Raw genomic sequence first — 22,645 nt, 5'->3', positions numbered from 1 at the left:
CAAATTATTATTTACAAACGTACTCAACAACGTTCAAACCAAAACCACCTAAGGCATGGTATTTCTTATTGCTCGACGACAGTAGACGCATATCATGCACACCAAGGTCTGCTAGGATTTGCGAACCAACACCAACACGGCGAGATGTCCCCTGCTTCTTAGCAAGTGTCGGCGCTTCACCTTTATCTTGCTGCTCGAACATCTTCACTCGATGGATAAGAAGATCTGTCGACTCCTCATTGCCAAGGATGATAAGTACGCCACCTTCTTTACCAATCTTTTGCATAGCGCCGTCAAGGGTCCAGCTACGCTCAGCATTACGATCGCTGTGAAGCAAATCGGTGAAAGTGTCTTGCAGGTGAACACGAACTAGTGGTACTTCATCACCTTTGAGGTCGCCTTTTTGCAGCGCATAGTGAATTTGATTATCGATAGTGTCGCGGTAGGTCACTAGCTCAAAGTCACCGAATTCTGTTGGCAGGTGGCATTGTGCGACACGCTCAATGGTTGTCTCAGTGTTGTTGCGGTACTCAATCAAATCTGCAATCGTGCCTAACTTGATACCGTGTTTCTCCGCGAAGATTTCCAAATCTGGGCGACGCGCCATCGTGCCGTCATCGTTCAGAATCTCAACGATAACTGATGCCGGTTCTAATCCTGCTAGACGAGCCAAATCACAACCCGCTTCAGTGTGCCCCGCACGAGTCAATACACCACCTTCTTGCGCTGCAAGTGGGAAAATATGGCCCGGCTGCACAAGATCAGCCGCTTTCGCTTCTTTTGCGACTGCCGCCTGAACGGTTAGCGCGCGGTCTGCAGCAGAGATACCCGTAGTGACACCTTCAGCAGCTTCAATTGAAACAGTGAAGTTCGTGGTGTATTGCGCATTGTTATCTTGAACCATCGGCGGCAAGCCTAGGCGCTCACAACGTTCTTTTGTCATTGTTAGGCAGATCAAACCACGGCCAAATGTCGCCATAAAGTTGATCGCTTCCGGCGTAATCATTTCTGCCGCCATGATTAGATCGCCTTCGTTTTCACGATCTTCGTCATCCATCAGGATAACCATTTTACCTAAACGAATATCTTCGATGATCTCTTGTGGGGTACTAATTGACATGATGTATTCCTAGACTCACGGTATTGGTTGCAGCTGGCTTTAAGCGAAACCATTTTGTTGTAAAAATTCCATCGTCAAACGCGACTCTGGTTCTTGTTGTTCTTGTTTAGAAAGCAGTAAGCGCTCCATGTAACGCGCGAGAACATCGACTTCTAAATTGACCTTTCGGCCTACTTGGAACTCATCGATAGTTGTCTCTTCAGACGTATGCGGCACGATGGTGAGTTTAAACGCATTCTTACGCAGATCATTAATCGTTAAACTGATGCCATCAACGGTAATCGAACCTTTCTCAGCCACATATTTGCTAAGCTCAGCTGGCATAGCTACCCAAAGCTCAATTGCGCGGCCAACAGGATTGCGTTCAACAATCTCGCCAACGCCATCAACGTGACCTGATACGATATGTCCACCAAAACGAGTGGTTGGCAGCATCGCTTTCTCTAGATTCACCTTGCCACCGACCTGATAATCAGCGAAGCCTGTTTTATTTAGGGTTTCTAACGATAAGTCTGCGCTGTAGCTCTGCTCATCAAAAGCAACGACAGTTAGACAAACGCCGTTGGTTGCAATACTGTCACCGAGCTTCACGTCCGACATATCAAGCTTACCAACATTCACGGTTACGCTGATGTCTTCGCCTTTTGGTGTGATAGCAGCAAGGGTACCCACTGCCTCTACAATTCCTGTAAACATAATTAATCTTCTTGGTAAATCACAGCCGCCACAATACGAATATCTGCGCCAACTTTTCGAATATCTGTAATATCAAGCTCAATGATATCAGCCATAGACTCTAAACCGAGAGCGCCGAATAGCCCGCGGCCATCGCTCCCCATAAGTTTAGGCGCTAAATAGAGTACGATTTCATCTACTAGCTGCTCTTTCAGCAGAGAGCTTGCCAGTGTGGCCCCCGCTTCAACCCACAACTGGTTGATGTGATGGTCACGCACTAAGCTTTCAAATGTCTCTCGGAGCTTAAACTGACCTTGCCCATCAACAGGGCCAACGGCGCGAGTTATCTGCTGTGTAGACTCTTGCAGCTCTGTAATCTTCGAGCTCACATTGCCGTTTATTAGTAAGACCGGCCCGTCAGTCGACAGTAATTTAGCATCTTCTGGCAAGTTCGCCTTACTATCGAGTATCACGCGAGTTGGCTGCCTCAATAAGTCCTTACTGTATTGGGACTGAACTGATTCTGGGAGTTCTTCCCAACGAACATTGAGCGATGCATTGTCTTCGATAACCGTTTGGCTGGTTGAGAGTACGGCACATGACTTTGCACGATAAACTTGAACATCACGTCGAGCTTGTGGCGAGGTAATCCACTGGCTTTGCCCATTAGCCAGAGCGGTTTGCCCATCAAGGCTTGCCCCCATCTTTAGTTGGACAAACGGCATGGTGCCTTTCATTCGCTTGATGAACGCAGTATTGAGTTGATGTGCGTCTTGTTCCAACAGGCCGACCTGAACATCGATTCCGGCTTCGCGAAGCATACGAATACCGCGCCCAGACACTTTCGGGTTCGGGTCTTCCATTGCACAAATTACTTTCGCAACTTTTGCTTCAATTAGCGCAAGTGAACAAGGTGGCGTACGGCCAAAATGCGAACATGGCTCGAGAGTCACGTAAACCGTCGCGCCCTCGGCAAGATCCTTCGCCATTCGAAGTGCATGGACTTCGGCATGAGCTCGCCAGCTCGCGCATGGAAACCTTCACCGACAATTTCGCCGTCACGGACAATAACACACCCAACATTAGGGTTCGGTGCTGTAGTAAATTGGCCACGCTCGGCTAGCTTTACCGCGCGCAGCATCATTTGATGATCTAGAGGTGTAAATTGAGACATATAATACTGAGTTAATCTTCTAGTTTGGCGATCTCTTCACCAAAGTCTCGAATGTCTTCAAAGCTGCGATAAACGGAGGCAAAACGAATGTAGGCAACTTTATCGAGCTCTTTGAGCTGATCCATCACCAAGTTACCAATCATTTCGCTTGGGACTTCTCGCTCACCCGTTGCTCGAAGCTGAGATTTAATCATGCTGATTGCCAATTCGACGGAGTCTGCGCTCACCGGACGTTTTTCTAACGCTCTTTGGAAGCCGCCCACCATTTTATCTTCATTAAAAGGTTCGCGATTACCATTTGATTTAACGACTTTCGGCATAACCAGTTCAGCGGTTTCAAACGTTGTAAAACGCTCGCTACAAGCCAAACATTGACGGCGACGGCGCACTTGGTGGCCATCCGCAACTAATCGAGAATCAATGACTTTGGTGTCATTTTCGGAACAAAAGGGACAATGCATACTACCTCCAGTATTTGAAGCTAGTGTAGCGGAATTCGCCCGCGGATTAAAAGCAAAAGGGGCCAAACGGCCCCTAATTCGTAAGCAAATACGAGATTTTGTTAACTACGTGCTAGGTAGTTTGCTTTACCTACCCATTTGTAGCTCGTTAGCTCTTCTAAGCCCATTGGACCACGTGCATGCAATTTCTGAGTCGATACCGCCACTTCCGCACCCAAACCAAATTGAGCGCCATCAGTAAAGCGAGTAGACGCGTTTACATAAACAGCCGCAGAACCTACAGAGTTAATGAAGCGCTCAGAGCTTTCAAGGCTGTTCGTCATGATCGCATCTGAATGGCTCGCATTGTGTACACGCATATGGTCAATCGCTTCCGCTACATCAGCCACCACTTTAACGCCAAGGGTGTAGCTCAACCATTCAGTATCAAAGTCCCCTTCTGCCACATCACGCAGCTTATCGGCGTTGGCTAGAAGTGCTTTCGCTTTTGGCTCAGCGACTAACTCGACCTGACCTTTTAGCTTCTCAGCCAGTTTAGGCAAGAACTCTGACGCTACTTTTTCATGAACCAGTAGAGTGTCTAATGCGTTACATGCAGATGGGCGTTGAACTTTAGAGTTTTCAACCACTACCAGCGACTTATCTAAATCTGCACTTTCATCAACAAAAATATGACTGATACCAAAGCCACCAATGATCACTGGGATTGTGCTGTTCTCTTTACACATTTTGTGCAGGCCAGCGCCACCACGTGGAATGATCATATCAACGTAGTCATCAAGCTTAAGCAGTTGAGACACAAGCTCACGATCTGGCTTCTCGATGTACTGCACAGATGCTGCAGGCAACTCAGCTTTTTCGAGTGCTTTTTGAATGACTTTAACCAGCTCCATGTTGGAGAAGAACGTTTCTTTACCGCCACGCAGAATACTCGCGTTGCCTGTTTTCAAACACAGTGCCGCAATATCAATAGTTACATTCGGACGCGCTTCGTAAATCACACCAACGACGCCCAGTGGTACTCGGCGGCGAGACAATGACATACCATTTTCTAGCACTTTGCTGTCAATTTCGCTGCCCACAGGATCGTTTAAGCTGATGACGTTACGAACGTCATTTGCGATACCGTGAAGACGCTCAGGGTTTAGCAGTAAGCGGTCAAGTAGCGCATCAGTTAGACCTGCGTCACGACCCAATTGAATGTCTTTTTCATTAGCCGCTAGAATCGCGTCTGCGTTTGCTTCTAGCTCGTCTGCGATAATCGTAAGTGCTCGGTTTTTCTGCGCTGTAGACGCAGTGGCCAAATGAAATGCTGCTTCTTTCGCAGCTTGACCCATGATGGTTAAATCCACAATTGTTCCCTCTAATCTCTATTCTTGAATCACAACGAGATCGTCGCGGTGAATCACTTCCGATCCATAGTCGTAACCTAGGATGGAAAGAATGTCTTTACTGTGCTTGCCGGCAATATTGGCAAGATCTTGGCTCGAGTAACTGCTGATACCTCGCGCAACCAATTGACCTGATTGCGTGGTAATACGTGCGACTTCACCGCGGGCAAACTCACCTCGCACAGATGTCACGCCTTTGGCCAGCAAGCTGCTGCCTTTACCAATTACGGCATTCACCGCACCATCATCAATGATGATATCGCCAGCTGCTGCTGGGCCAGCTAGAATCCAGCGTTTACGGTTCTCGAGTGCTTCTTCTAATGGTAAGAAGCGTGTACCTTGAGGCTCGTCGCTCAAAGAATCAAAAATCACGTTTTCAGCACTGCCCGCTGCGATAATCACTTCAATGCCGGCTCTGCGTGCGATGTCTGCGGCTTGCAGCTTGGTCGCCATGCCGCCTGTACCTAAAGTTGTACCGCTGCCGCCTGCAATTTTACGCAGCGTATCATCGATAGTGCGCACTTCTTTAATCAATTCAGCATTAGGGTCTTTGCGCGGGTCTGCGGTAAACAGACCCTTTTGGTCGGTAAGAAGCAGTAATTTGTCTGCGCTACACAAAATACCGACTAATGCCGATAAGTTGTCATTGTCACCGACTTTGATTTCACTAGTGGCTACTGCATCGTTTTCATTAACCACTGGAATGATATCGTTCTCGACTAACGCATTGATGGTATCGCGCGCATTGAGAAAACGCTCACGATCTTCCAGATCAGCGCGAGTTAGCAACATTTGGCCAATTTTCAGGCCATAGATTGCAAACAGCGACTCCCAAACTTGGATCAGTTGGCTTTGACCAACCGCAGCCAACAGCTGCTTACTAGACATAGCATTGGGAAGTGTGGGGTAACCTAAGTGCTCTCGGCCAGCTGCAATTGCACCTGATGAAACCATTACGACAGAATGGCCCTGTTTTTTAAGTTCTGCACATTGACGAACAAGCTCCACCATATGAGCACGATCGAGCGCCAATGTACCGCCTGTGAGTACACTTGTCCCAAGTTTCACAACCACGGTTTTTGATTGCGAAGACTTTCCACTTTGTTGCTTAGTTGCCATGATCTCTTCTGAAAGGAATAACGTTAAGACCAGATGTTTTAGCAATCAAACGGACAATTCACAAGTAGAAAAGGTGCAATAATGCACCTTTTTGTGGATATCAGAGTTTAATGAAAGAAAATCAGACGAACTCGACAGATTCTGCATGAAGCTCAACAGTCAGTCCGAACTTCTCTGACAAGGCATCGGTTAACTTCTTGTGGAACTCATCTTGTGTGCGATTTACCTCAGAAATCGCTTTGGCTGGAACAGGTTTTGTCACCCACTCACCCGCCAAGTTATACAAACCTGTTTGATACTTCGCACTAAAGCTTTCCCCTTCTTGCTCTAGTTCAAGCCACCAGCCCCAAAACTCCCTTTCTTCGGGTGACTTTTTGTCATTCACGCAGGCAGATAAGCAGTCAAACAGATAAAACCCTTCTCGACATTGGCCTTCACGAACATAAGGCCCAACAGCTTTCAGCGCAGCTAGCAAACGAAAATGAGTCGGATTTTTCGTCGTCTCTGACATAAAGACTCTCCATTTAGTAATTGAAATTGTTATTATTTAGCGATCAATTAGTAACCGCTAATTAACATGCTTTACCAAATTTCGAGTTTTGTCATCAAATTAGTTCATCTTCTAGCCACTTTATTGCCAAATCGAGGGATTGCTCATATCCTTTTGTAATTGTCTTGCTTTCGATTTTCTTCGCACGCCCACCCATACTGTAAAGTGCGACTAACTGGTTATCACTGTGTGGTGAAACCGGATCGCCATCCAAACTCATTGCTAAGATTGGCACTTTGGTTTTTCGAGAACCCAGAACCCCTTGAACTTTAAGGGACCAAGCGCTCATCAACCCAGACATGCTATCGATATCGACCACATCTTTGCCCATTCGAGACGCTAAGACATCGAGATACATCTTCGACATTTTCTTAAGCTTATTCGGCGATGAGAACACATCATGCACTGGCGCACCTAATGCAACACACGCTTTGATTTGGTCCGGCGCCAAAAATGACAAGCGCACCATCGCGTTACCGCCAAAACGGAAACCAAGCAGACCAATTCGACGGTGGTTTACCCATGGGAGCGTTGGTAAATGCTCAAGAACCGCATGATGAAGATCGGAAAACTCATGGTTCAGCGGCCAGCGATTACTTTGACCAACCGAAGGCAAATCTACCGTAAGCATGGCAATGTTTTTAGGCGCTAGATGATCTCTGAAAAGACGCCACATATCCGTTTGCAAACTATCAAGGCCAGCACTCACAATTACCACCGGATAAGGCTTATCTGTAGCCGGTAAATGAAGATTTACAGGCACCTTCTTATTCTTAAACGGGACTTCAATCGTCTTAATGGTATAGCGTGTTTTCTTAGCGCCTTCTGTATAAGCAGCATTGGCAAGCACTTGAGTTTGAATGGCTAAGTTATCGCCTTTAATGTGCGGGTAGCCTGCAATACTGAAGCACAACGCCGCTTGGAAGAGCTCATCAGCCCCTTCATCACCGTCCAACTCTTGTCCACGCTTTTGATGTGCAGCGCCCAGCTTGGTCCACTCATACGCCCAGTTACCACTGCGATAACCTGCTACCGTGTCCAACCACTCATCGTGAGAACGGTCATGAGTCGAAGAAGCAATTTTAGACAGCACAGCTTCTTGTTCAATCGGGTCAACACCCTGCCACACCCACTGCAGTTTGCGCAGATTACGATACCAATGATGATTGTCTTTGCTGTTTTTCTCTTCCAACATGGCTTCACTACTTGGCAAGTAACGAGTTAAAGCCGAGGTTTCTTTTGCAAGTTTATTACGGGCAAACAGGGTTTCAGATAGTTTTTGCTAACAGGTTCTGATTCCGACATAAAGCAATCTCTTAAAATACAATTGTCATAATAGTAATAAAAAAAATGACCCATTGAAGGGTCATTTTTGATATTTAATGTTTCAGCCAGTTATTTTACTTTGCGATTAATTGGCTCAGCGTACTGGATAGTCATATCCCATGGCTGCTCAATCCAAGTATCTTGGGCAATATCAACAACGTAATCATCAAGCAGATCAGCGCCAGAGGGCTTAGCACATACTGCGATAAGCTTAGCTTTCGGGTACATTTCACGAAGCTTACGTGCAGTGTCACCACTATCTACTAAATCTTCTACGATAAGGAAACCTTCACCGTCACCTTCAGGCGCTTTAACAACCGTCATATCGCGCTGATGATCGTGGTCGTAGCTAGAGATACAGATAGTGTCTACGTAACGAATACCTAACTCACGAGCTAAGATAGCAGCTGGAACAAGGCCGCCACGGCTAACACCTAGGATACCTTTCCACTGCTCAGCAGGCATTTGCTTTTCAGCAAGTTGACGGCAGTAAGTCTGCATGTTGTCCCAAGTGATAACGAATTTGTTGCTCATTTTAAAAACCTAATTATTAATTGTTTGTCAGTATCTTAAGCCACGATGTACTTAATGATAAAGATTGCAGACATCACCCAAACGCTGGCTGATACTTCTTTACCTTTACCACTTAGTGCTTTGATTGCAGCGTAAGCGATAAAGCCTAAACAGATACCTTCTGCAATCGAGAAAGTCAGTGGCATCAACAAGCAAGTCACCACCACTGGAGAGGCTTCAGTGAGATCACGCCAGTCGATGCTTACTAGGCCAGACAGCATTAGGATTGCAACATAAAATAGCGCACCTGCCGTCGCATAAGCGGGAATCATACCAGCTAATGGCGAGAAGAATAATGCAAGAAGGAACAAAATGCCAACTACAACAGCCGTTAAACCTGTACGGCCACCTTCACTTACACCCGCCACACTTTCAATGTAAGAAGTGGTGTTTGATGTACCTAAAACCGCACCCACTGAAGTTGCTGTTGAGTCAGCAAGAAGTGCGCGGTTAAGACGTGGAATCTTACCGTCTTTATCAACAAGACCGGCTTTTTGTGAAACGCCACTAGCGTGCCTGCTGTGTCGAACAAGTCAACGAATAGGAATGCAAACACAACTGAAATCATGCCAACTTCGAAAATTGCAGAGAAATCTAATTGCATGAATGTTGGCGCAAGACTTGGTGGCGCAGAAACTAGGCCGCCCCACTGAACGTCACCGAATGCTAAGCCAAGGCCCGTTACCGCAAGAATTGCGATCATTACGCCGCCTTTCACACCACGGTGAACCAAAGCGATAGTAATAAAGAAGCCGATAGCCGCAAGAACAGCTGGAAGAGAAGTGATGTCACCTAGAGAAACCAGTGTTGCCGGGTTATCAACTACGATGCCCGCGTTCTTAAGGCCAATTAGCGCTAAGAACAGACCGATACCTGCAGAGATGCCCGTACGAAGTGACATCGGGATCGAGTTAATGATCCACTCACGAATTTTGAAGATACTGAGAAGAATGAACAGCACACCAGAGACAAATACAGCCGCGAGTGCCACTTGCCATGTGTAGCCCATTCCAAGCACAACCGCATAAGTGAAGAATGCGTTTAGGCCCATACCTGGTGCCTGTGCAATTGGGTAATTTGCAACAAAGCCCATGATGAAACAGCCAATAGCCGCTGCCACACAGGTTGCTACAAACACAGCACCATGATCCATACCTGCATCTGCAAGCATCGCTGGGTTAACGAAGATAATGTATGCCATTGTCAGGAATGTTGTTAATCCTGCAACAACCTCAGTTTTCACGTTCGTGCCGTTTTCGCTGAGTTTAAATAGCCTTTCGAGCATAATCGAATCCTATAAGGGTAAAAAGTAAACGGTTGCGTAATCGATTGGCTGTGGATTATAAAGATATCAAATATGAAATTCCAGATAGAATTAAGACTCTAATCGCGTTTTATGAAGTCAAAGTACTCAGCGAAATCGCATTGCGATCAGAGTTACCAAACTAACTTTATATAATTCAATAAGTAAGAAAGTTCCTTAAGCAAAATACATGTGCGTTACTTTTGAACATTGTTCTAAACTTTCAAGGCATAAAATTTAGATTTTGAAGAGTGTGATATGAAGTTTGACGAATACAAAGGCAGGAAGCGGAGATCGTCATAAAACTGTAAGTTAGCGAACAATAATCGAACAGACGATCTAGCAGATAAAAAAACGCCACTCTATTTGAGTGGCGGTTGAATCATGTCAGCAAGCAAAGGCTGAAAAAAAATTCCAAAATTTAGGGGGTGAACAAACTGTTCGAGTTACTCACTAAAATCTTATCGACCGAAGCAAGTAGGGTATACAAAGTTGCTAGTGTAAACAGAGCTGTTTGACCAGAACATTGCAGAAGGTAAACCTTTCATAACTATCACCTATAAATCAAATTAAACAAACGTTGATTTCTCGGTTCCTTGGAGGCGATATACGGACTCATCCTTTGAGCATTTTCTCTTCGTTTCCGAAGTTGTGTTTAATATACCACCAAGAAATTTAATTACAACAAAAAAGGTGATAAAAATCACAAAAAATTTATCAGACCTCACTTTAAGTGCGGTTTGTGTAATTAAATTACAAAAATAACAGTAACCGGCCGCCTTTAATATGCACACCTTGTAATAGCGACACTTTTCCTTAATAACTTGCATCAATTTGGCTTCAAATACGTCAAGTGAAAACTATTCGCTTTCGCCAGAGAGTGGTATGCTAAGTCTCTACCAAGTTAGCCAGGCTTGGTTGTTCAAACTATTAGATCATTAAATTGCACAATTAAAGTCTGAAAAATCATTCAAATAGGAGTCATCTGTGTCTGAATTCCACTCTGAGATTAGCCAACTGTCACCAGCAACACTTTGGCAGTTCTTCGATAAAATCTGTTCTATCCCTCACCCTTCTAAGCACGAAGAGGAACTTGCACAGTACATTGTGAATTGGGCTACAGAGCAAGGTCTAGACGTTCGTCGCGACCCTACTGGCAACGTATTCATTAAAAAGCCAGCAACTGCAGGCATGGAAAACAAGAAAGGCGTCGTTCTTCAAGCGCATATTGATATGGTTCCGCAAAAGAACGAAGACACAGACCACGACTTCACAAAAGATCCAATCCAACCATACATCGATGGCGAATGGGTAACCGCAAAAGGTACAACGCTTGGTGCGGATAACGGCATGGGTATGGCTTCTTGTCTGGCGGTACTGGCGTCTAATGAAATCAAACACGGCCCAATTGAAGTTCTACTTACGGTAGATGAAGAAGCAGGCATGACAGGCGCATTCGGCCTTGAAGCAGGTTGGTTAGAAGGCGATATCCTGCTTAATACCGACTCGGAGCAAGAAGGCGAAGTCTACATGGGTTGTGCAGGTGGTATTGACGGCGCAATGACCTTCAACATCGCACGCGAAGCATCCCGGCTGATTACTCGGTGCGTCAGTTAACACTGAAAGGCCTAAAAGGCGGTCACTCTGGTTGTGACATTCACACCGGCCGCGGCAATGCAAACAAACTGATTGCACGATTCCTCGCTGGCCACGCTAAAGAGCTTGGCCTTCGCTTAGTTGAATTCCGTGGCGGTAGCTTGCGTAATGCAATCCCTCGCGAAGCCTTCATCACGGTTGCCGTTCCTACAAGCAACGAAGCAAAACTGGCAGAGCTGTTCGAGCACTACACTAGCTTGATCAAGTCTGAGCTAGGCAAAATTGAAACAGACATCGTTACCTTTAACGAAGTCGTTGAAACTCAATCCCCTATGTTTGCAGAAGGCGATCAACAACGTTTCATCGCGGCACTTAATGCGTGTCCAAACGGAGTTATCCGTATGAGCGATGAGATTGAAGGTGTAGTAGAGACCTCTCTTAACGTTGGCGTTATTACAACAGAAGAAGACACAGTCACGGTTCTTTGTCTGATTCGTTCACTGATCGATTCAGGCCGCAGCCAAGTCGAAGGCATGCTTAACTCAGTGGCAGAACTAGCAGGTGCGAACATGGCATTTTCTGGTGCGTACCCGGGTTGGAAACCAGATGCAGATTCTGAAATCATGGCAATCTTTCGTGAAATGTATGAAGGCATCTACGGTCACAAACCAAACATCATGGTTATCCACGCAGGTCTTGAGTGTGGCCTATTTAAGAAACCTTACCCAGAGATGGATATGGTGTCATTTGGCCCAACGATTAAATTCCCACACTCACCTGATGAGAAAGTGAAGATCGACACCGTTGCGCTATTCTGGGAGCAAATGGTCGCGCTACTTGAAGCGATTCCTGAGAAAGCCTAACGCTTCTAAAACAGCACTTTAAAACACCAAATCAAGCCGGCTACATGCCGGCTTTTTGTAACCATTTGATATCAACTTGACGCTCAATTAATGATAAAAATTCTTTGTCGAGATGGTCATTTTTATTCGTTAGCCAGCTTTCATTTACCTTGATACAGTCCCCCACCTTGAAGCACCTAAGGCAATTTATCTGTCTAATCACCATTGCCTTCTTCAAGCGATAACACTCTTTTGGCTACGGCCACAACACTTTTAGTTTTATCGGTGGGCTAACGTTTTTCCTAACATTGGCCTTTAATTCTCTATTAGAACATTAGTACTGCAATGAAAGAAAAAATGATTGTCGGCTGGCGAGAAACAATGAGCTTGCCAGAGCTTGGTATCGACAAAATTAACGCAAAAATTGATACCGGAGCACGAACATCATGCTTGCACGCATTCAAAGTAGAGAGCTTCAACAGGGATCAAGCTCTGTGGGTCCGCTTCTGGATTCACCCTATTCAACACAATCAGGACGTGGAAGTGATGTGTGAAGCACCGGTGATTGATCAGCGCGTGGTGCGTGACTCTGGTGGTCACGAGTCTACTCGCTTTGTTATTGAAACACAGCTTCACCTTGGCGGAGAAAGTTGGCCTATCGAAGTCACACTAACAAACCGCGAAGACATGGCATTTCGTATGCTGCTAGGGCGCACCGCAATGCGCAACCGAATTATTGTTGACCCTGTTGAGTCATTTCTAATCGCTTTCGAGGAGAGCAAATAATGAAAATTGGTATTCTTTCACGTAACGCTAATCTTTACTCTACAAAACGCTTGATCGAAGCGATTGAGAGTCGTGGCCATGAAGTTAAAGTTATTGATGCACTGCGCTGTTATATGAATATCAACTCAGACAAGCCTGAAATCCACTTCAAAGGTGAAGAGCTTTCAGACTTCGATGCGATCATTCCTCGTATCGGTGCCTCAGTGACTTTCTACGGCACAGCAGTACTGCGTCAGTTCGAAATGATGGGCGTATACCCAGTGAACGAATCGGTAGCGATCACTCGCTCCCGCGATAAACTGCGCTCAATGCAACTGCTGTCACGCAAAGGTATTGGTATGCCGATTACTGGCTTTGCAAGTAAGCCGGATGACGTAAAAGACCTACTAGAAATGGTGGGCGGTGCACAGTTGTAATTAAACTGCTTGAGGGGACTCAAGGTATTGGTGTGGTGCTAGCGGAAACACGCAAAGCGGCAGAAAGCGTCGTAGAAGCCTTCATGGGCCTAAAAGCAAACATCATGGTGCAAGAGTACATCAAAGAAGCGGGCGGCGCGGACATTCGCTGCTTCGTCATTGGCGACAAAGTAATTGCAGCAATGAAGCGTCAAGGGGCTGAAGGCGAGTTTCGTTCTAACCTTCACCGTGGTGGCACTGCATCTCTGGTTAAAATCACTCCAGAAGAGCGTCGCACTGCCATTGCTGCCGCTAAAGCAATGGGTTTGAACGTAGCAGGTGTTGACCTTCTTCGTTCCGAGCGTGGCCCACTGGTGATGGAGGTGAACTCATCACCAGGTCTTGAAGGTATTGAAGCGGCAACAGGCAAAGATGTTGCTGGCATAATTGTAGAATTCATTGAGAAAAATGCAGCAAGCAAAAGGACCAAAACTCGTGGCAAAGGCTAAAAAGAACCAAGCGTTCGAATTTTTAGGTGAGTTAATTGCACCAGGGCAAAGACAAGTTGTTGAATTAGAAGCCGCTAAGCTTTACACCCATTCACCGCTGTCGATTCCTGTCGAAATCATCAACGGCCAGTACGCTGGCCCTGTTTTGATGGTCAACGCAGCAATTCATGGCGATGAGCTCAATGGTGTTGAGGTTGTGCGTCAGCTGATCAATACCATTGATGCCAGTAAACTGCGTGGCACCGTGATTGCGGTGCCAATCGTCAACGTATTTGGCTTTATTCACAAATCTCGTTACTTACCGGACAGACGCGATCTTAACCGCTGCTTTCCGGGCAGTGAGAAAGGTTCGCTCGCCTCTCGCATGGCGAACACGTTCTTCTCACAAGTAGCTAAGCGATGTGACTATATTCTCGATTTGCATACAGGCGCCATTCATCGCACCAACCTGCCTCAGTTGAGAGCCGATCTGAGCAACCCAGAAACACTGCGCATTGCGCAAGCATTCGGTACGCCTGTGATTGTTGATTCACCACTGCGCGATGGTTCGCTGCGCAGTGAAGCTGAAAAGCTCAATATTCCAGTTCTTACCTACGAAGCGGGTGAAGCACTGCGATTTGAGCCAATCTGCATCAATGCTGGCTTCATCGGCGTGCAACGTGTGATGCAGGCTATTGGTATGCTCAGAGGCCGCCGTAAGAAGTTACCAGAGTCGGTAATTGCGAAATCCACCAGCTGGCTGCGTGCAGAAAGCGATGGCATCTTACGTACCGTAGTGACCTTGGGTGATAAGGTAGAAGCGGGCCAAGTACTGGCTTACATTAGCGCCCCGCTTGGTCACAGTGAGATCGAGCTGAAAGCGAACAAAGGCGGGATCGTTATTGGTCAGCAAACATTGCCGCTAGTAAACGAAGGTGATGCTGTGTTCCACCTTGCCTACTTCAAGCAAGACGACCAGCAAGTCGAACAAGTCGTTGAAGAGTTCATCGAAGAAGTGGCAGACGTGGATGTTGAGCCTTTAACAACAGGCCAAATCAATACGCCAACTTAATCGTAATCCAGTTCGATTACATACTAAAAAGCCCCTATCACAGGGCTTTTCTATTGAAAACGGTCACTCGCTCACTTAACCAAATGACGCCCAAATTACGGTTGCTACTAAAGCCGGACAAACAAACTTCACGTATGCAGGCCACACCTTACCAAACCAACCTTCACTGAACTCTGGGTTACCTTGCTTAAGTTCATTGATCTTGCTGTTACGATTCCATACCCAGCCGCCAAATACACAGAACAGAAGCGCGGCAATTGGCTGTAAATATTGAGTCGCAATCATGGCCACTAACCCAAACAGCTGACCAAAATTAAATACGATAACGACGCTCAGCAGTGCGATAGCACCGCCCAGAGCCCAACTGGTTTTGCCGCGCGGTGTATCAAAACGCTCACTAACCAGAGCAACAGGACATTCAAGCATAGAGATCGAAGAGGTGAGCGCCGCAATAGTTAAGAGTAAGAAGAACACCACCGCAAAGATCTGCCCTAGAAAACCTAGGCTATCAAACATCAGCGGCAGTACAGTGAAGACCAGAGTGTCAGAGCTCAACAGCGCTCCAGATTCAGAATAAATCTGTACGCCTTTTTGCATTGCCACAAACATGGCAGGCATCACCACTAGGCCTGCAATGAAAGCAACAGCCGTATCGACTAACGTCACTTGCATCGCGACCTGAGGAAGGTTCTCTTTCTTACTCAGATAGGAGCCATAAATCAGCATTGAGCAGCCGCCAATCGTCAGCGAGAAGAAACCTTGCCCCATCGCCGCAAGAATCAACTTGCGATCCCACACTTTATCAAAGTCGGGAATCAAGTAATGTTTCAGGCCTTCCGTCGCACCGGTTTGCATCATGATGTAGATGAACAGAACGCCAAACAGAATAAACAGAGCCGGCATCAGTCGGGTCGACCACTTTTCGATCCCCTGCTTCACACCGCCACGAACAATTAAAATAGTCAGAATATAAAAGCTCAACGTACCAAACAGGTTTCTTTCGACACTAAAGCCTTTGAACCATTCACTGACTGCCTGCAAGCCAATCAGATCAGTGATCGCCCCAAGCAAGAAACAGATAAGCCAGCCACCAACGACGCTGTAAAAGGCGAGAACCGCACAAGGAACCGCAAGGCCAATCCAACCCACCCCAGCCGATAATTTGGCCTGCAATGGGTTGTTTGCCAGCTTTCTCATACTATCGATTGGGTTCGCTTGACCATAGCGACCTATCGCCATTTCAACCACCAGCATGGGAAAGGCAACAATCAAAATCATGATGAGATAAACCAACAAGAATGCTCCGCCCCCATTACTGGCAGCCTGTGTTGGAAACCCCCAAATATTACCTAAACCAACGGCAGCACCCGCGGCCGCTAAAATAAATCCGATTCTTGAGCTAAAAAGCTCTCTTTGGTTTGCACTACTGCTCATTTGTTAGCTCTTGAATCACTAAACTAGTTTGCTAGTACACTAATTTAATTTAGGCCACTTAACAAGAGCTTTAAGGAGACTTTGACTACATAAAAACAATAAATGCAGATATAAACACCTAAATAAATGGCAATTAAAGAATTTAAATTCACACCAACATGTCAACTTGTCCTGCGTGATGTCAGCCCAGAAGTTATATGTAATAGATGTATCAATATAACTTTCACTAGTGAAGTGACGCGAAAAGATTCCTAACTATCAGTCATTTACCCACCATCACACCTTTTGTCGTCTAGACCTATAGTGTCCACAAACAGATTACAAGGAGAAAGGGATGGGCTCTAATGTACTCAGAGTAGCAATACTGACCGCGGTAGGGATGAGTTCCCAAGCATATGCATACAACTGTACTGGGTTGGCGCCATGGGATAGCAGTACCGTTTATACTTCTGGAGACGAAGTTCAGAATACGAATCAAGCCTACAAAGCGCGCTATTGGACACAAGGAAATGATCCAGCAAGCAATTCTGGCCCTTGGGAAGCGTGGGAGTCCTTGGGGCAATGTAGCGGGGATGGTAACCTGCCTCCTGAGGTTGATATCTCGTCACCACTGAACAATGCCTCAATACCTGAAGGTACCATCACGACCTTGCAAGCTAATGCCAGTGATCAAGATGGCAGTGTGGTCAGTGTCGAGTTCCTAGCTGGCACTCAAAGTGTCGCGACCATAACGCAAGCGCCTTATCAAGTAGACTGGACTGCGCAACTTGGTACGTCCTCAATCACCGCTATTGCCACAGACGATAAAGGGGCGACTAGCCAATCTCAAGTGGCCATTAGTGTGACACCAGCAGGTGGCTTAGTTCCACCAACAGTCTCACTCACAAGCCCAACCGGCAGTGAAACCTTAACTGCGGTGATGATTTACTTATGAGTGCCGACGCCGCTGACTCAGATGGCGATGTAACTCAAGTAGAATTCTTCGTAAATAATCAATGGGTTGCCACCGATACCACCGCCCCTTATCAACATAATTGGAGTGCTCAAGCAGGTACGCATAGCTTTAAAGCGATAGCCACGGACAATGACAATCAATCGACAACCAGCCAAGAAGTGAGCGTAACCGTCTCTTCTGGTTCTAGTGGTGGCTGTGCTGGAGCCCCGGCTTATGTTGCGGGAACCAGCTACAACACGGGCGATGAAGTTCAAAACCTCAATAACAAATATCGCTGTGATGTCGCGGGCTGGTGTTCATCAAGTTCCGATTGGGCATATGCACCGGGTGATGGTTTATATTGGACTGATGCATGGACCGACTTAGGCGCTTGCTCTACACCACCGGTCGTGTCGATTACTTCACCTCAAGATAACCAAGTCGTACTTGCGGGTGCGAATGTTGCGATAGAGGCCACGGCAGCAGATGCCGACGGCAGTATCACGCAAGTAGAGTTTTTTGCCAATGATCAGAGTTTGGCCGTTGTCACTCAAGCTCCATACCGCCATGAATGGTCTGCCACTCTTGTTGGTGCTAATACCCTTAAAGTGGTTGCCACAGACAATGACAACAATCTCGGACAAGATGTGGTGAACATTACCGTCAGTGATCAAGATCTGGTGGTGTCACTGACTTCTCCGACATCAGGGCAAACTGTTGGCTTAGGTAAAGCCGTCAAAGTCGCTGCTGATGCAACATCGCTTACTGCCGATGTGCAAAGCGTTGACTTCCTCGTTAATGGTTCCATCGTCGGGACAGATACAACAGCCCCTTATGAGTACAGTTGGACACCAACAGCAGTAGGAAGCTACAGCGTTTCAGCTGCCGCTGTTGATACCGCAGGCAGTAGAGTTAACTCTGCTGCAGCCTCTGTGACCGTGGTGGAGCAGACTGAGAAAACACATAAACTCATCGGTTACTGGCATAACTTTGTTAATGGCGCGGGCTGCCCGATTCGCTTAGCAGAGATGTCTAAGGCATGGGATATCATCGATATAGCCTTTGCCGAAAACGATCGCAATAGCATGGTACGGTTCACTTCAACCTCTACTCCGGTGACATCCACAGTTCTTGTCCAGCGCTTGATCCAACGCAGTTCAAGCAAGATATGGCTGCGCTACAAGCTGAAGGTAAAAAGTTCGTGCTTTCACTTGGTGGGGCAGAAGGCACCATCACACTCAACACCGATGCCGATGAAGCCGCATTTATTAGCAGCTTAACAGCAATCATTGCGGAGTGGGGTTTTGATGGACTGGATGTCGACCTAGAAAGTGGTTCAAACCTACTGCACGGTTCGCAGATCCAGGCACGTCTTGGCCGCGCGCTACTGCAAATTGAGCAGAACATGGGTGGCGATATGTACCTCACCATGGCACCAGAGCATCCTTATGTTCAAGGTGGTTTAATTGCTTACACAGGTATTTGGGGTGCTTACATTCCGGTGATCGACGAAGTGCGTAGCACGCTAGATATCCTGCATGTTCAGCTCTACAACAACGGTGGGTTACCAAACCCTTATACACCGGGCGCAGCACCTGAGGGCTCTATCGACATGATGGTTGCACAATCTAAGATGCTAATTGAAGGATTTGAGCTCGCAGATGGCACCATGTTCGCACCACTTCGTGATGATCAAGTCGCGATTGGCCTGCCATCAGGTCCAAGTTCGGCGAACTCCGGCCAAGCCCCTACGCAAAACATCCTTGATGCACTCGATTGTCTAACTAAAGGTGTGAAGTGTGGAACCATCAAGCCTGACTTCAATTATCCAAACTACGCAGGTGTGATGACGTGGTCGATCAATTGGGATGAGCATGATGGCTTTAACTTCTCAGTTCCTGTTGGCAACAAACTGACGGAAATGAATACTGGCCAGTAAATTCTAAGTTGTCTTGAAAAGCAAAAGAGCGCCAAACTGGCGCTCTTTTTTCTATCTCTCAGACACATTTTTAAATCGTGAATGTTTGATAATCTTTCAAAGCCGGAATCTTTTTATGTAGCTGCTGCTCTTGCTCGACCATGTCATCCAAAGAGTCACACAAGTCTTCGCCTTGCTGCTTGATCTCCGCGGAGTGCTCGTCCAAACGTTTTTCTATTTTCGCTTTAAGCTCGGCCATGGTATCAGCCAACTCGGTTAGGTTAATACTGCCCTCTTGCTGCATCTTCTCTGACAAAGCGTTAAACGCACTGGTCACAAACTCAGTGTTAAACATACTTTTGGCTTTTTCGAAATCTAGCACCCAACGCTCGACCATAGAGTCGAAGCTTTCGGCAGGGATGACCAAGTCCCCTTCCTTGTAGTAACGCGATTCTAGGTTGACAAAGAACTCTGTCATGGATTGCTTAAGCTCTTCAAACGCCTCGGGCGCATCTAAACTCACTGCCACATCATCAATGATGTCGTTGGTAGATCCAAGCTGTCTTTCGCCAATTTCCTCGCTTTCGGTAAGTACTCGTTCATACTTTCGCGATACTGTTCAATCGCCGCTTGCTGGTCTTCAGTTAACTCGATTTTTTCGCCATGGATATACAAATCGTTATTGGCCTCTATGCGAGCGCTTGAACCATTAATTTGGACGACTTCCATGGCCTTGCCATCCAAGTGGATCTCATTTTGCACATCAACACGGCACTGGGCTGCGTGTGCACCAGCCGTAATAAAAGGCGTTGAAGCCATGATGGCTAACGTAACCGTTTTGATTACGCTCATTCTTGAAACATTTATTTTGGGAACGTGCATAGTGACTCCATATACTTTCACTATCATGCCTTTAAGTATAAACAGGCGAAAAACGACACTGCGTCAGTCTAACGTCAATTAGATGAACGCTAAATTAACAAACGGTTAGAATCTCATAAGTAATTGATTCATCACCAATCAATACCGACACCTCATCGCCAGATTGCTGCTTCATCAGTGCTTTACCTAAGGGGCTTGGGGAGTTAGAACCGACACTTCTCGACCTTGCCATGTGACCACCAATCCGCCTGCTCTCGGACCTATAAAGAACTGTTTTTCGTTGTCGTCTTCATTAACGACCTTAACAAAAGCCGTCAGCTGTACTTGTTCGAGGTCTTCTCTCAGCACAAGTTCCCGATAAACTCGAATATCTTCTTCACACTCTTTCAGTCGCATAGCTTGACCATGAGCCAAATAGGAAGCCTCTAATGCTAACGTGTCATATTTGTGTTCCGGCACCGTCTCTTCGTCGGTCGCAGCATCAATCGCTCTTTGCGCAGCCGAGAGTGTCACCAAACGAGTTTGCTCTAACTGGTGGATAATTATTTGCTGCAACTCTGATTTATTCATTCTTTTACCCACCTATTTTTACTCAGCTCAAGGATAGATTCGGGTACAATTATGCACAACTCATCCAACAAAGATACCGCTCTACCATGCAGTCACCTAATTCCGTCCAGCAGACGCTCATCAATCAATTTGGCTTTGATTCGCTCCGAGAAGGACAACAGCAAGTCATTGATACCGTGTTATCAGGCCAATCATGTGCAGCGATCTTTCCAACAGGTTCGGGGAAATCTCTTTGTTATCAGCTACCCGCTCTGCACCTGCCGCACCTGACCTTGGTTATCTCTCCACTGCTGGCATTGATGAAAGATCAGCTCGCGTTTTTGCATAGCAAAGGTGTGCCCGCAGCCTCTATCGATTCAAGCCAAGAACGACTGCAGATCCAACAAACCATGCAAGAAGCAAGAGATGGGCGATTAAAAATATTGATGATTTCAGTCGAAAGATTGAAAAATGAACGATTTAGACAATTTATCTCTCAAGTACCGATTTCGATGTTGGTTGTCGATGAAGCGCACTGTATCTCGGAGTGGGGTCATAACTTCCGCCCAGATTATATGAAGCTGCCTAGCTATCTAAACCAACTAAACATCCCTCAATCTCTGCTTCTAACCGCGACCGCTACACCGAACGTTATTGCAGACATGCAAAGCAAGTTCAACATCGCGCCTGAAAACACCGTTGTGACAGGTTTCTATCGCAGCAACTTAGACTTAGATATTCAGCCATGCGCGGAGACGGATAAGCCTCAAGCACTCGAAGCGCTCATAGAGCAAGACCCAACGCTGCCAACCATCGTTTATGTGACGCTGCAGAAAACTGCAGAAGAAGTTGCCACAATGCTTTCACGTCGCAACATCAATGCATTGGCCTATCATGCCGGCTTAAAAAGTGATGTACGAGAAAGCATTCAACAACGCTTTATGAACGGTGAAGTCGATTGTATTGTCGCCACTATTGCCTTTGGTATGGGCGTCGATAAAGCTAACATTCGTCGTGTCGTTCACTTTGATTTACCAAAATCGATTGAAAGCTACTCTCAAGAAATTGGCCGCGCTGGTCGTGATGGTCTCCCGTCCAACTGTACGATGCTCGCCAACCAATCTGGGCTCACCACGCTCGAGAACTTTGTCTATGGCGACACACCCGATTTAGCCAACATTAAAACTGTGGTCGATGACATTTATCAGCACCAAGGGCAATGGGAAACCGTGTTATCCCGCCTGTCGAGTGATTCCAACATTCGCCAACTCGCACTCAAAACGCTTCTCGTATATCTGGAACTAGAAAACGTCATTGAGCCAACCTACAGTTATTTCGCGGAATATAGATTTAAGTTCAATCAAGACAGAGCATTTATTTGCCAGCAGTTTGAAGGCGAAAGACGCCAGTTTGTCGAGGCCATTTTTGAGTGCTCACCAAAAGCGAGAACTTGGTGTCAGGTTGATTTTGATGCGCTGTGGATGAACTACCAAGCGGATAGGCAGCGTGCGATAACTGCCATTGATTACTTCCATGAAAAAGGATGGATTGAACTGGAAAGTAAACAAGTGACTGATGTCTATAAAATTGTATCGAAAGACATACCAAATGATGAGCTTGCAGCAAAACTCCATCAACTATTCAAAGCTAAAGAGCAGGCTGAAATCAGTCGAATTCAAGAGATGCTAAGTTTTTTCCAATCGGAACAGTGCCTCAGCTCAGAGCTCGCTCGTTACTTCAGTGACAACAATGCCCCTCAAGCCTGTGGCCATTGTTCAGTATGTAGAGGAAATGTGGCGAGCTTGCCTGCGCAAACGCAGTACGACATTGACGATGAACAGCTAGGAGCATGGATATCACCGTTTATCAGTAAGTGTGAGGGAAGCGTCAGTGATGAAGCTATCGCGCGATTCTTATGCGGTATCACAACGCCATTAAGTACCAAGGTAAGGGCTCGCTCTATGAGTGGTTTTTCTACGCTCGAACATGTGCCTTTCGCAGAGGTCATTCAAGCGGTTAGTCGAATCAGAGATTAACGATAAAATGTGCTAAAAGAT

General features: G+C 46.4%; 14 protein-coding genes and 6 pseudogenes. 6 read left to right on the top strand and 14 right to left on the bottom strand.

Annotated features, from left to right (window positions below; all coding sequences use genetic code 11):
* Positions 1-7: 7 nt before the first annotated feature.
* From ribBA to UA76_RS21590, 11 genes and pseudogenes are all read right to left on the bottom strand, one after another.
* The gene (ribBA, locus tag UA76_RS21635) at positions 8-1,120 is read right to left on the bottom strand and encodes a bifunctional 3,4-dihydroxy-2-butanone-4-phosphate synthase/GTP cyclohydrolase II (protein ID WP_047049935.1); all 1,113 of its coding nucleotides are present in this window, start codon (positions 1,118-1,120) and stop codon (positions 8-10) included.
* Between the two features lie 39 nt (positions 1,121-1,159).
* Positions 1,160-1,816, bottom strand: coding sequence for a riboflavin synthase (locus UA76_RS21630; protein WP_047049933.1), 657 nt, complete (start codon positions 1,814-1,816; stop codon positions 1,160-1,162).
* A 2-nt stretch (positions 1,817-1,818) separates the two neighbouring features.
* Positions 1,819-2,784 carry a bifunctional diaminohydroxyphosphoribosylaminopyrimidine deaminase/5-amino-6-(5-phosphoribosylamino)uracil reductase RibD gene (ribD, locus tag UA76_RS21625; protein ID WP_420340937.1) on the bottom strand — a complete coding sequence of 322 codons (966 nt, stop codon included), beginning with the start codon at positions 2,782-2,784 and terminating at the stop codon, positions 1,819-1,821.
* Entirely contained in the window at positions 2,745-2,969 is a 225-nt protein-coding gene (locus UA76_RS25765) for a hypothetical protein (protein ID WP_420340936.1), read from the bottom strand. The genes ribD and UA76_RS25765 overlap by 40 nt, the downstream gene beginning before the upstream one ends.
* 11 nt (positions 2,970-2,980) lie before the next feature.
* Positions 2,981-3,430, bottom strand: a complete 450-nt coding sequence (nrdR, locus tag UA76_RS21620) for a transcriptional regulator NrdR (RefSeq protein WP_047049932.1) — start codon at positions 3,428-3,430, stop codon at positions 2,981-2,983.
* A gap of 101 nt (positions 3,431-3,531) precedes the next feature.
* Complete coding sequence (locus tag UA76_RS21615) at positions 3,532-4,782, bottom strand: glutamate-5-semialdehyde dehydrogenase (RefSeq protein WP_047049930.1); 1,251 nt, start codon at positions 4,780-4,782, stop codon at positions 3,532-3,534.
* Between the two features lie 18 nt (positions 4,783-4,800).
* The gene (proB, locus tag UA76_RS21610; protein ID WP_047049928.1) at positions 4,801-5,940 is read right to left on the bottom strand and encodes a glutamate 5-kinase; all 1,140 of its coding nucleotides are present in this window, start codon (positions 5,938-5,940) and stop codon (positions 4,801-4,803) included.
* 121 nt (positions 5,941-6,061) lie between these two features.
* On the bottom strand, positions 6,062-6,451 hold the full coding sequence (crl, locus tag UA76_RS21605) for a sigma factor-binding protein Crl (RefSeq protein WP_047049926.1): 390 nt from the start codon (positions 6,449-6,451) through the stop codon (positions 6,062-6,064).
* A gap of 94 nt (positions 6,452-6,545) precedes the next feature.
* Positions 6,546-7,754 (bottom strand): esterase FrsA, encoded by a 1,209-nt coding sequence (frsA, locus tag UA76_RS21600; protein WP_047049924.1) that lies wholly within the window; start codon positions 7,752-7,754, stop codon positions 6,546-6,548.
* A gap of 131 nt (positions 7,755-7,885) precedes the next feature.
* A complete protein-coding gene (gpt, locus tag UA76_RS21595; RefSeq protein ID WP_047049922.1) occupies positions 7,886-8,350 on the bottom strand; it encodes a xanthine phosphoribosyltransferase in 465 nt (154 codons plus the stop codon).
* Between the two features lie 35 nt (positions 8,351-8,385).
* Positions 8,386-9,674 (bottom strand): annotated as a pseudogene (locus UA76_RS21590) (NCS2 family permease).
* A 1,005-nt stretch (positions 9,675-10,679) separates the two neighbouring features.
* Between UA76_RS21590 and UA76_RS21580 the strand changes: the two are divergent.
* The 4 genes and pseudogenes from UA76_RS21580 (at position 10,680) to UA76_RS21565 (ending at position 14,871) form a co-directional block, all read left to right on the top strand.
* A pseudogene (locus tag UA76_RS21580) lies at positions 10,680-12,151 on the top strand (aminoacyl-histidine dipeptidase).
* A gap of 324 nt (positions 12,152-12,475) precedes the next feature.
* Positions 12,476-12,916, top strand: coding sequence for an ATP-dependent zinc protease family protein (locus UA76_RS21575; protein WP_047049918.1), 441 nt, complete (start codon positions 12,476-12,478; stop codon positions 12,914-12,916).
* Positions 12,916-13,820, top strand: a pseudogene (gene rimK / locus UA76_RS21570) (30S ribosomal protein S6--L-glutamate ligase). Before UA76_RS21575 ends, rimK begins: the two are co-directional and overlap by 1 nt.
* Positions 13,780-14,871, top strand: a complete 1,092-nt coding sequence (locus UA76_RS21565; protein WP_047049915.1) for a succinylglutamate desuccinylase/aspartoacylase family protein — start codon at positions 13,780-13,782, stop codon at positions 14,869-14,871. The pseudogene rimK and the gene UA76_RS21565 overlap by 41 nt, the downstream one beginning before the upstream one ends.
* 75 nt (positions 14,872-14,946) lie before the next feature.
* On the opposite strand, the gene UA76_RS21560 is transcribed toward UA76_RS21565, so the two are convergent.
* Positions 14,947-16,305 carry a sodium-dependent transporter gene (locus UA76_RS21560; protein WP_047049913.1) on the bottom strand — a complete coding sequence of 453 codons (1,359 nt, stop codon included), beginning with the start codon at positions 16,303-16,305 and terminating at the stop codon, positions 14,947-14,949.
* 334 nt (positions 16,306-16,639) lie between these two features.
* Here UA76_RS21560 and UA76_RS25020 point away from each other — a divergent pair.
* Positions 16,640-19,178 (top strand): annotated as a pseudogene (locus UA76_RS25020) (Ig-like domain-containing protein).
* A 70-nt stretch (positions 19,179-19,248) separates the two neighbouring features.
* Here the strand turns inward: UA76_RS25020 and UA76_RS21550 are convergent.
* Positions 19,249-20,009, bottom strand: a pseudogene (locus UA76_RS21550) (YggN family protein).
* A 124-nt stretch (positions 20,010-20,133) separates the two neighbouring features.
* Positions 20,134-20,609, bottom strand: a pseudogene (locus tag UA76_RS21545) (GreA/GreB family elongation factor).
* Positions 20,610-20,695: 86 nt separating this feature from the next.
* Here UA76_RS21545 and UA76_RS21540 point away from each other — a divergent pair.
* Entirely contained in the window at positions 20,696-22,624 is a 1,929-nt protein-coding gene (locus UA76_RS21540) for a RecQ family ATP-dependent DNA helicase (RefSeq protein ID WP_047049911.1), read from the top strand.
* The last annotated feature ends 21 nt before the right edge of the window (positions 22,625-22,645 follow it).

The sequence above is a fragment of the Vibrio mexicanus genome, assembly GCF_001012815.1.
Lineage (GTDB): Bacteria > Pseudomonadota > Gammaproteobacteria > Enterobacterales > Vibrionaceae > Vibrio > Vibrio mexicanus.
Note: the sequence above shows the minus strand (reverse complement) of the source record. Positions and strands in the feature narration are given on the sequence as shown.

Excerpts from the sequence above, each read along its gene's own strand:
- ribBA (WP_047049935.1), bottom strand. The coding sequence starts at position 1,120 with ATGTCAATTAGTACCCCACAAGAGATCATCGAAGATATTCGTTTAGGT.
- UA76_RS21630 (WP_047049933.1), bottom strand. The coding sequence starts at position 1,816 with ATGTTTACAGGAATTGTAGAGGCAGTGGGTACCCTTGCTGCTATCACA.
- ribD (WP_420340937.1), bottom strand. The coding sequence starts at position 2,784 with ATGGCGAAGGATCTTGCCGAGGGCGCGACGGTTTACGTGACTCTCGAG.
- UA76_RS25765 (WP_420340936.1), bottom strand. The coding sequence starts at position 2,969 with ATGTCTCAATTTACACCTCTAGATCATCAAATGATGCTGCGCGCGGTA.
- nrdR (WP_047049932.1), bottom strand. The coding sequence starts at position 3,430 with ATGCATTGTCCCTTTTGTTCCGAAAATGACACCAAAGTCATTGATTCT.
- proB (WP_047049928.1), bottom strand. The coding sequence starts at position 5,940 with ATGGCAACTAAGCAACAAAGTGGAAAGTCTTCGCAATCAAAAACCGTG.
- crl (WP_047049926.1), bottom strand. The coding sequence starts at position 6,451 with ATGTCAGAGACGACGAAAAATCCGACTCATTTTCGTTTGCTAGCTGCG.
- gpt (WP_047049922.1), bottom strand. The coding sequence starts at position 8,350 with ATGAGCAACAAATTCGTTATCACTTGGGACAACATGCAGACTTACTGC.
- UA76_RS21575 (WP_047049918.1), top strand. The coding sequence starts at position 12,476 with ATGAAAGAAAAAATGATTGTCGGCTGGCGAGAAACAATGAGCTTGCCA.
- UA76_RS21565 (WP_047049915.1), top strand. The coding sequence starts at position 13,780 with ATGCAGCAAGCAAAAGGACCAAAACTCGTGGCAAAGGCTAAAAAGAAC.
- UA76_RS21560 (WP_047049913.1), bottom strand. The coding sequence starts at position 16,305 with ATGAGCAGTAGTGCAAACCAAAGAGAGCTTTTTAGCTCAAGAATCGGA.
- UA76_RS21540 (WP_047049911.1), top strand. The coding sequence starts at position 20,696 with ATGCAGTCACCTAATTCCGTCCAGCAGACGCTCATCAATCAATTTGGC.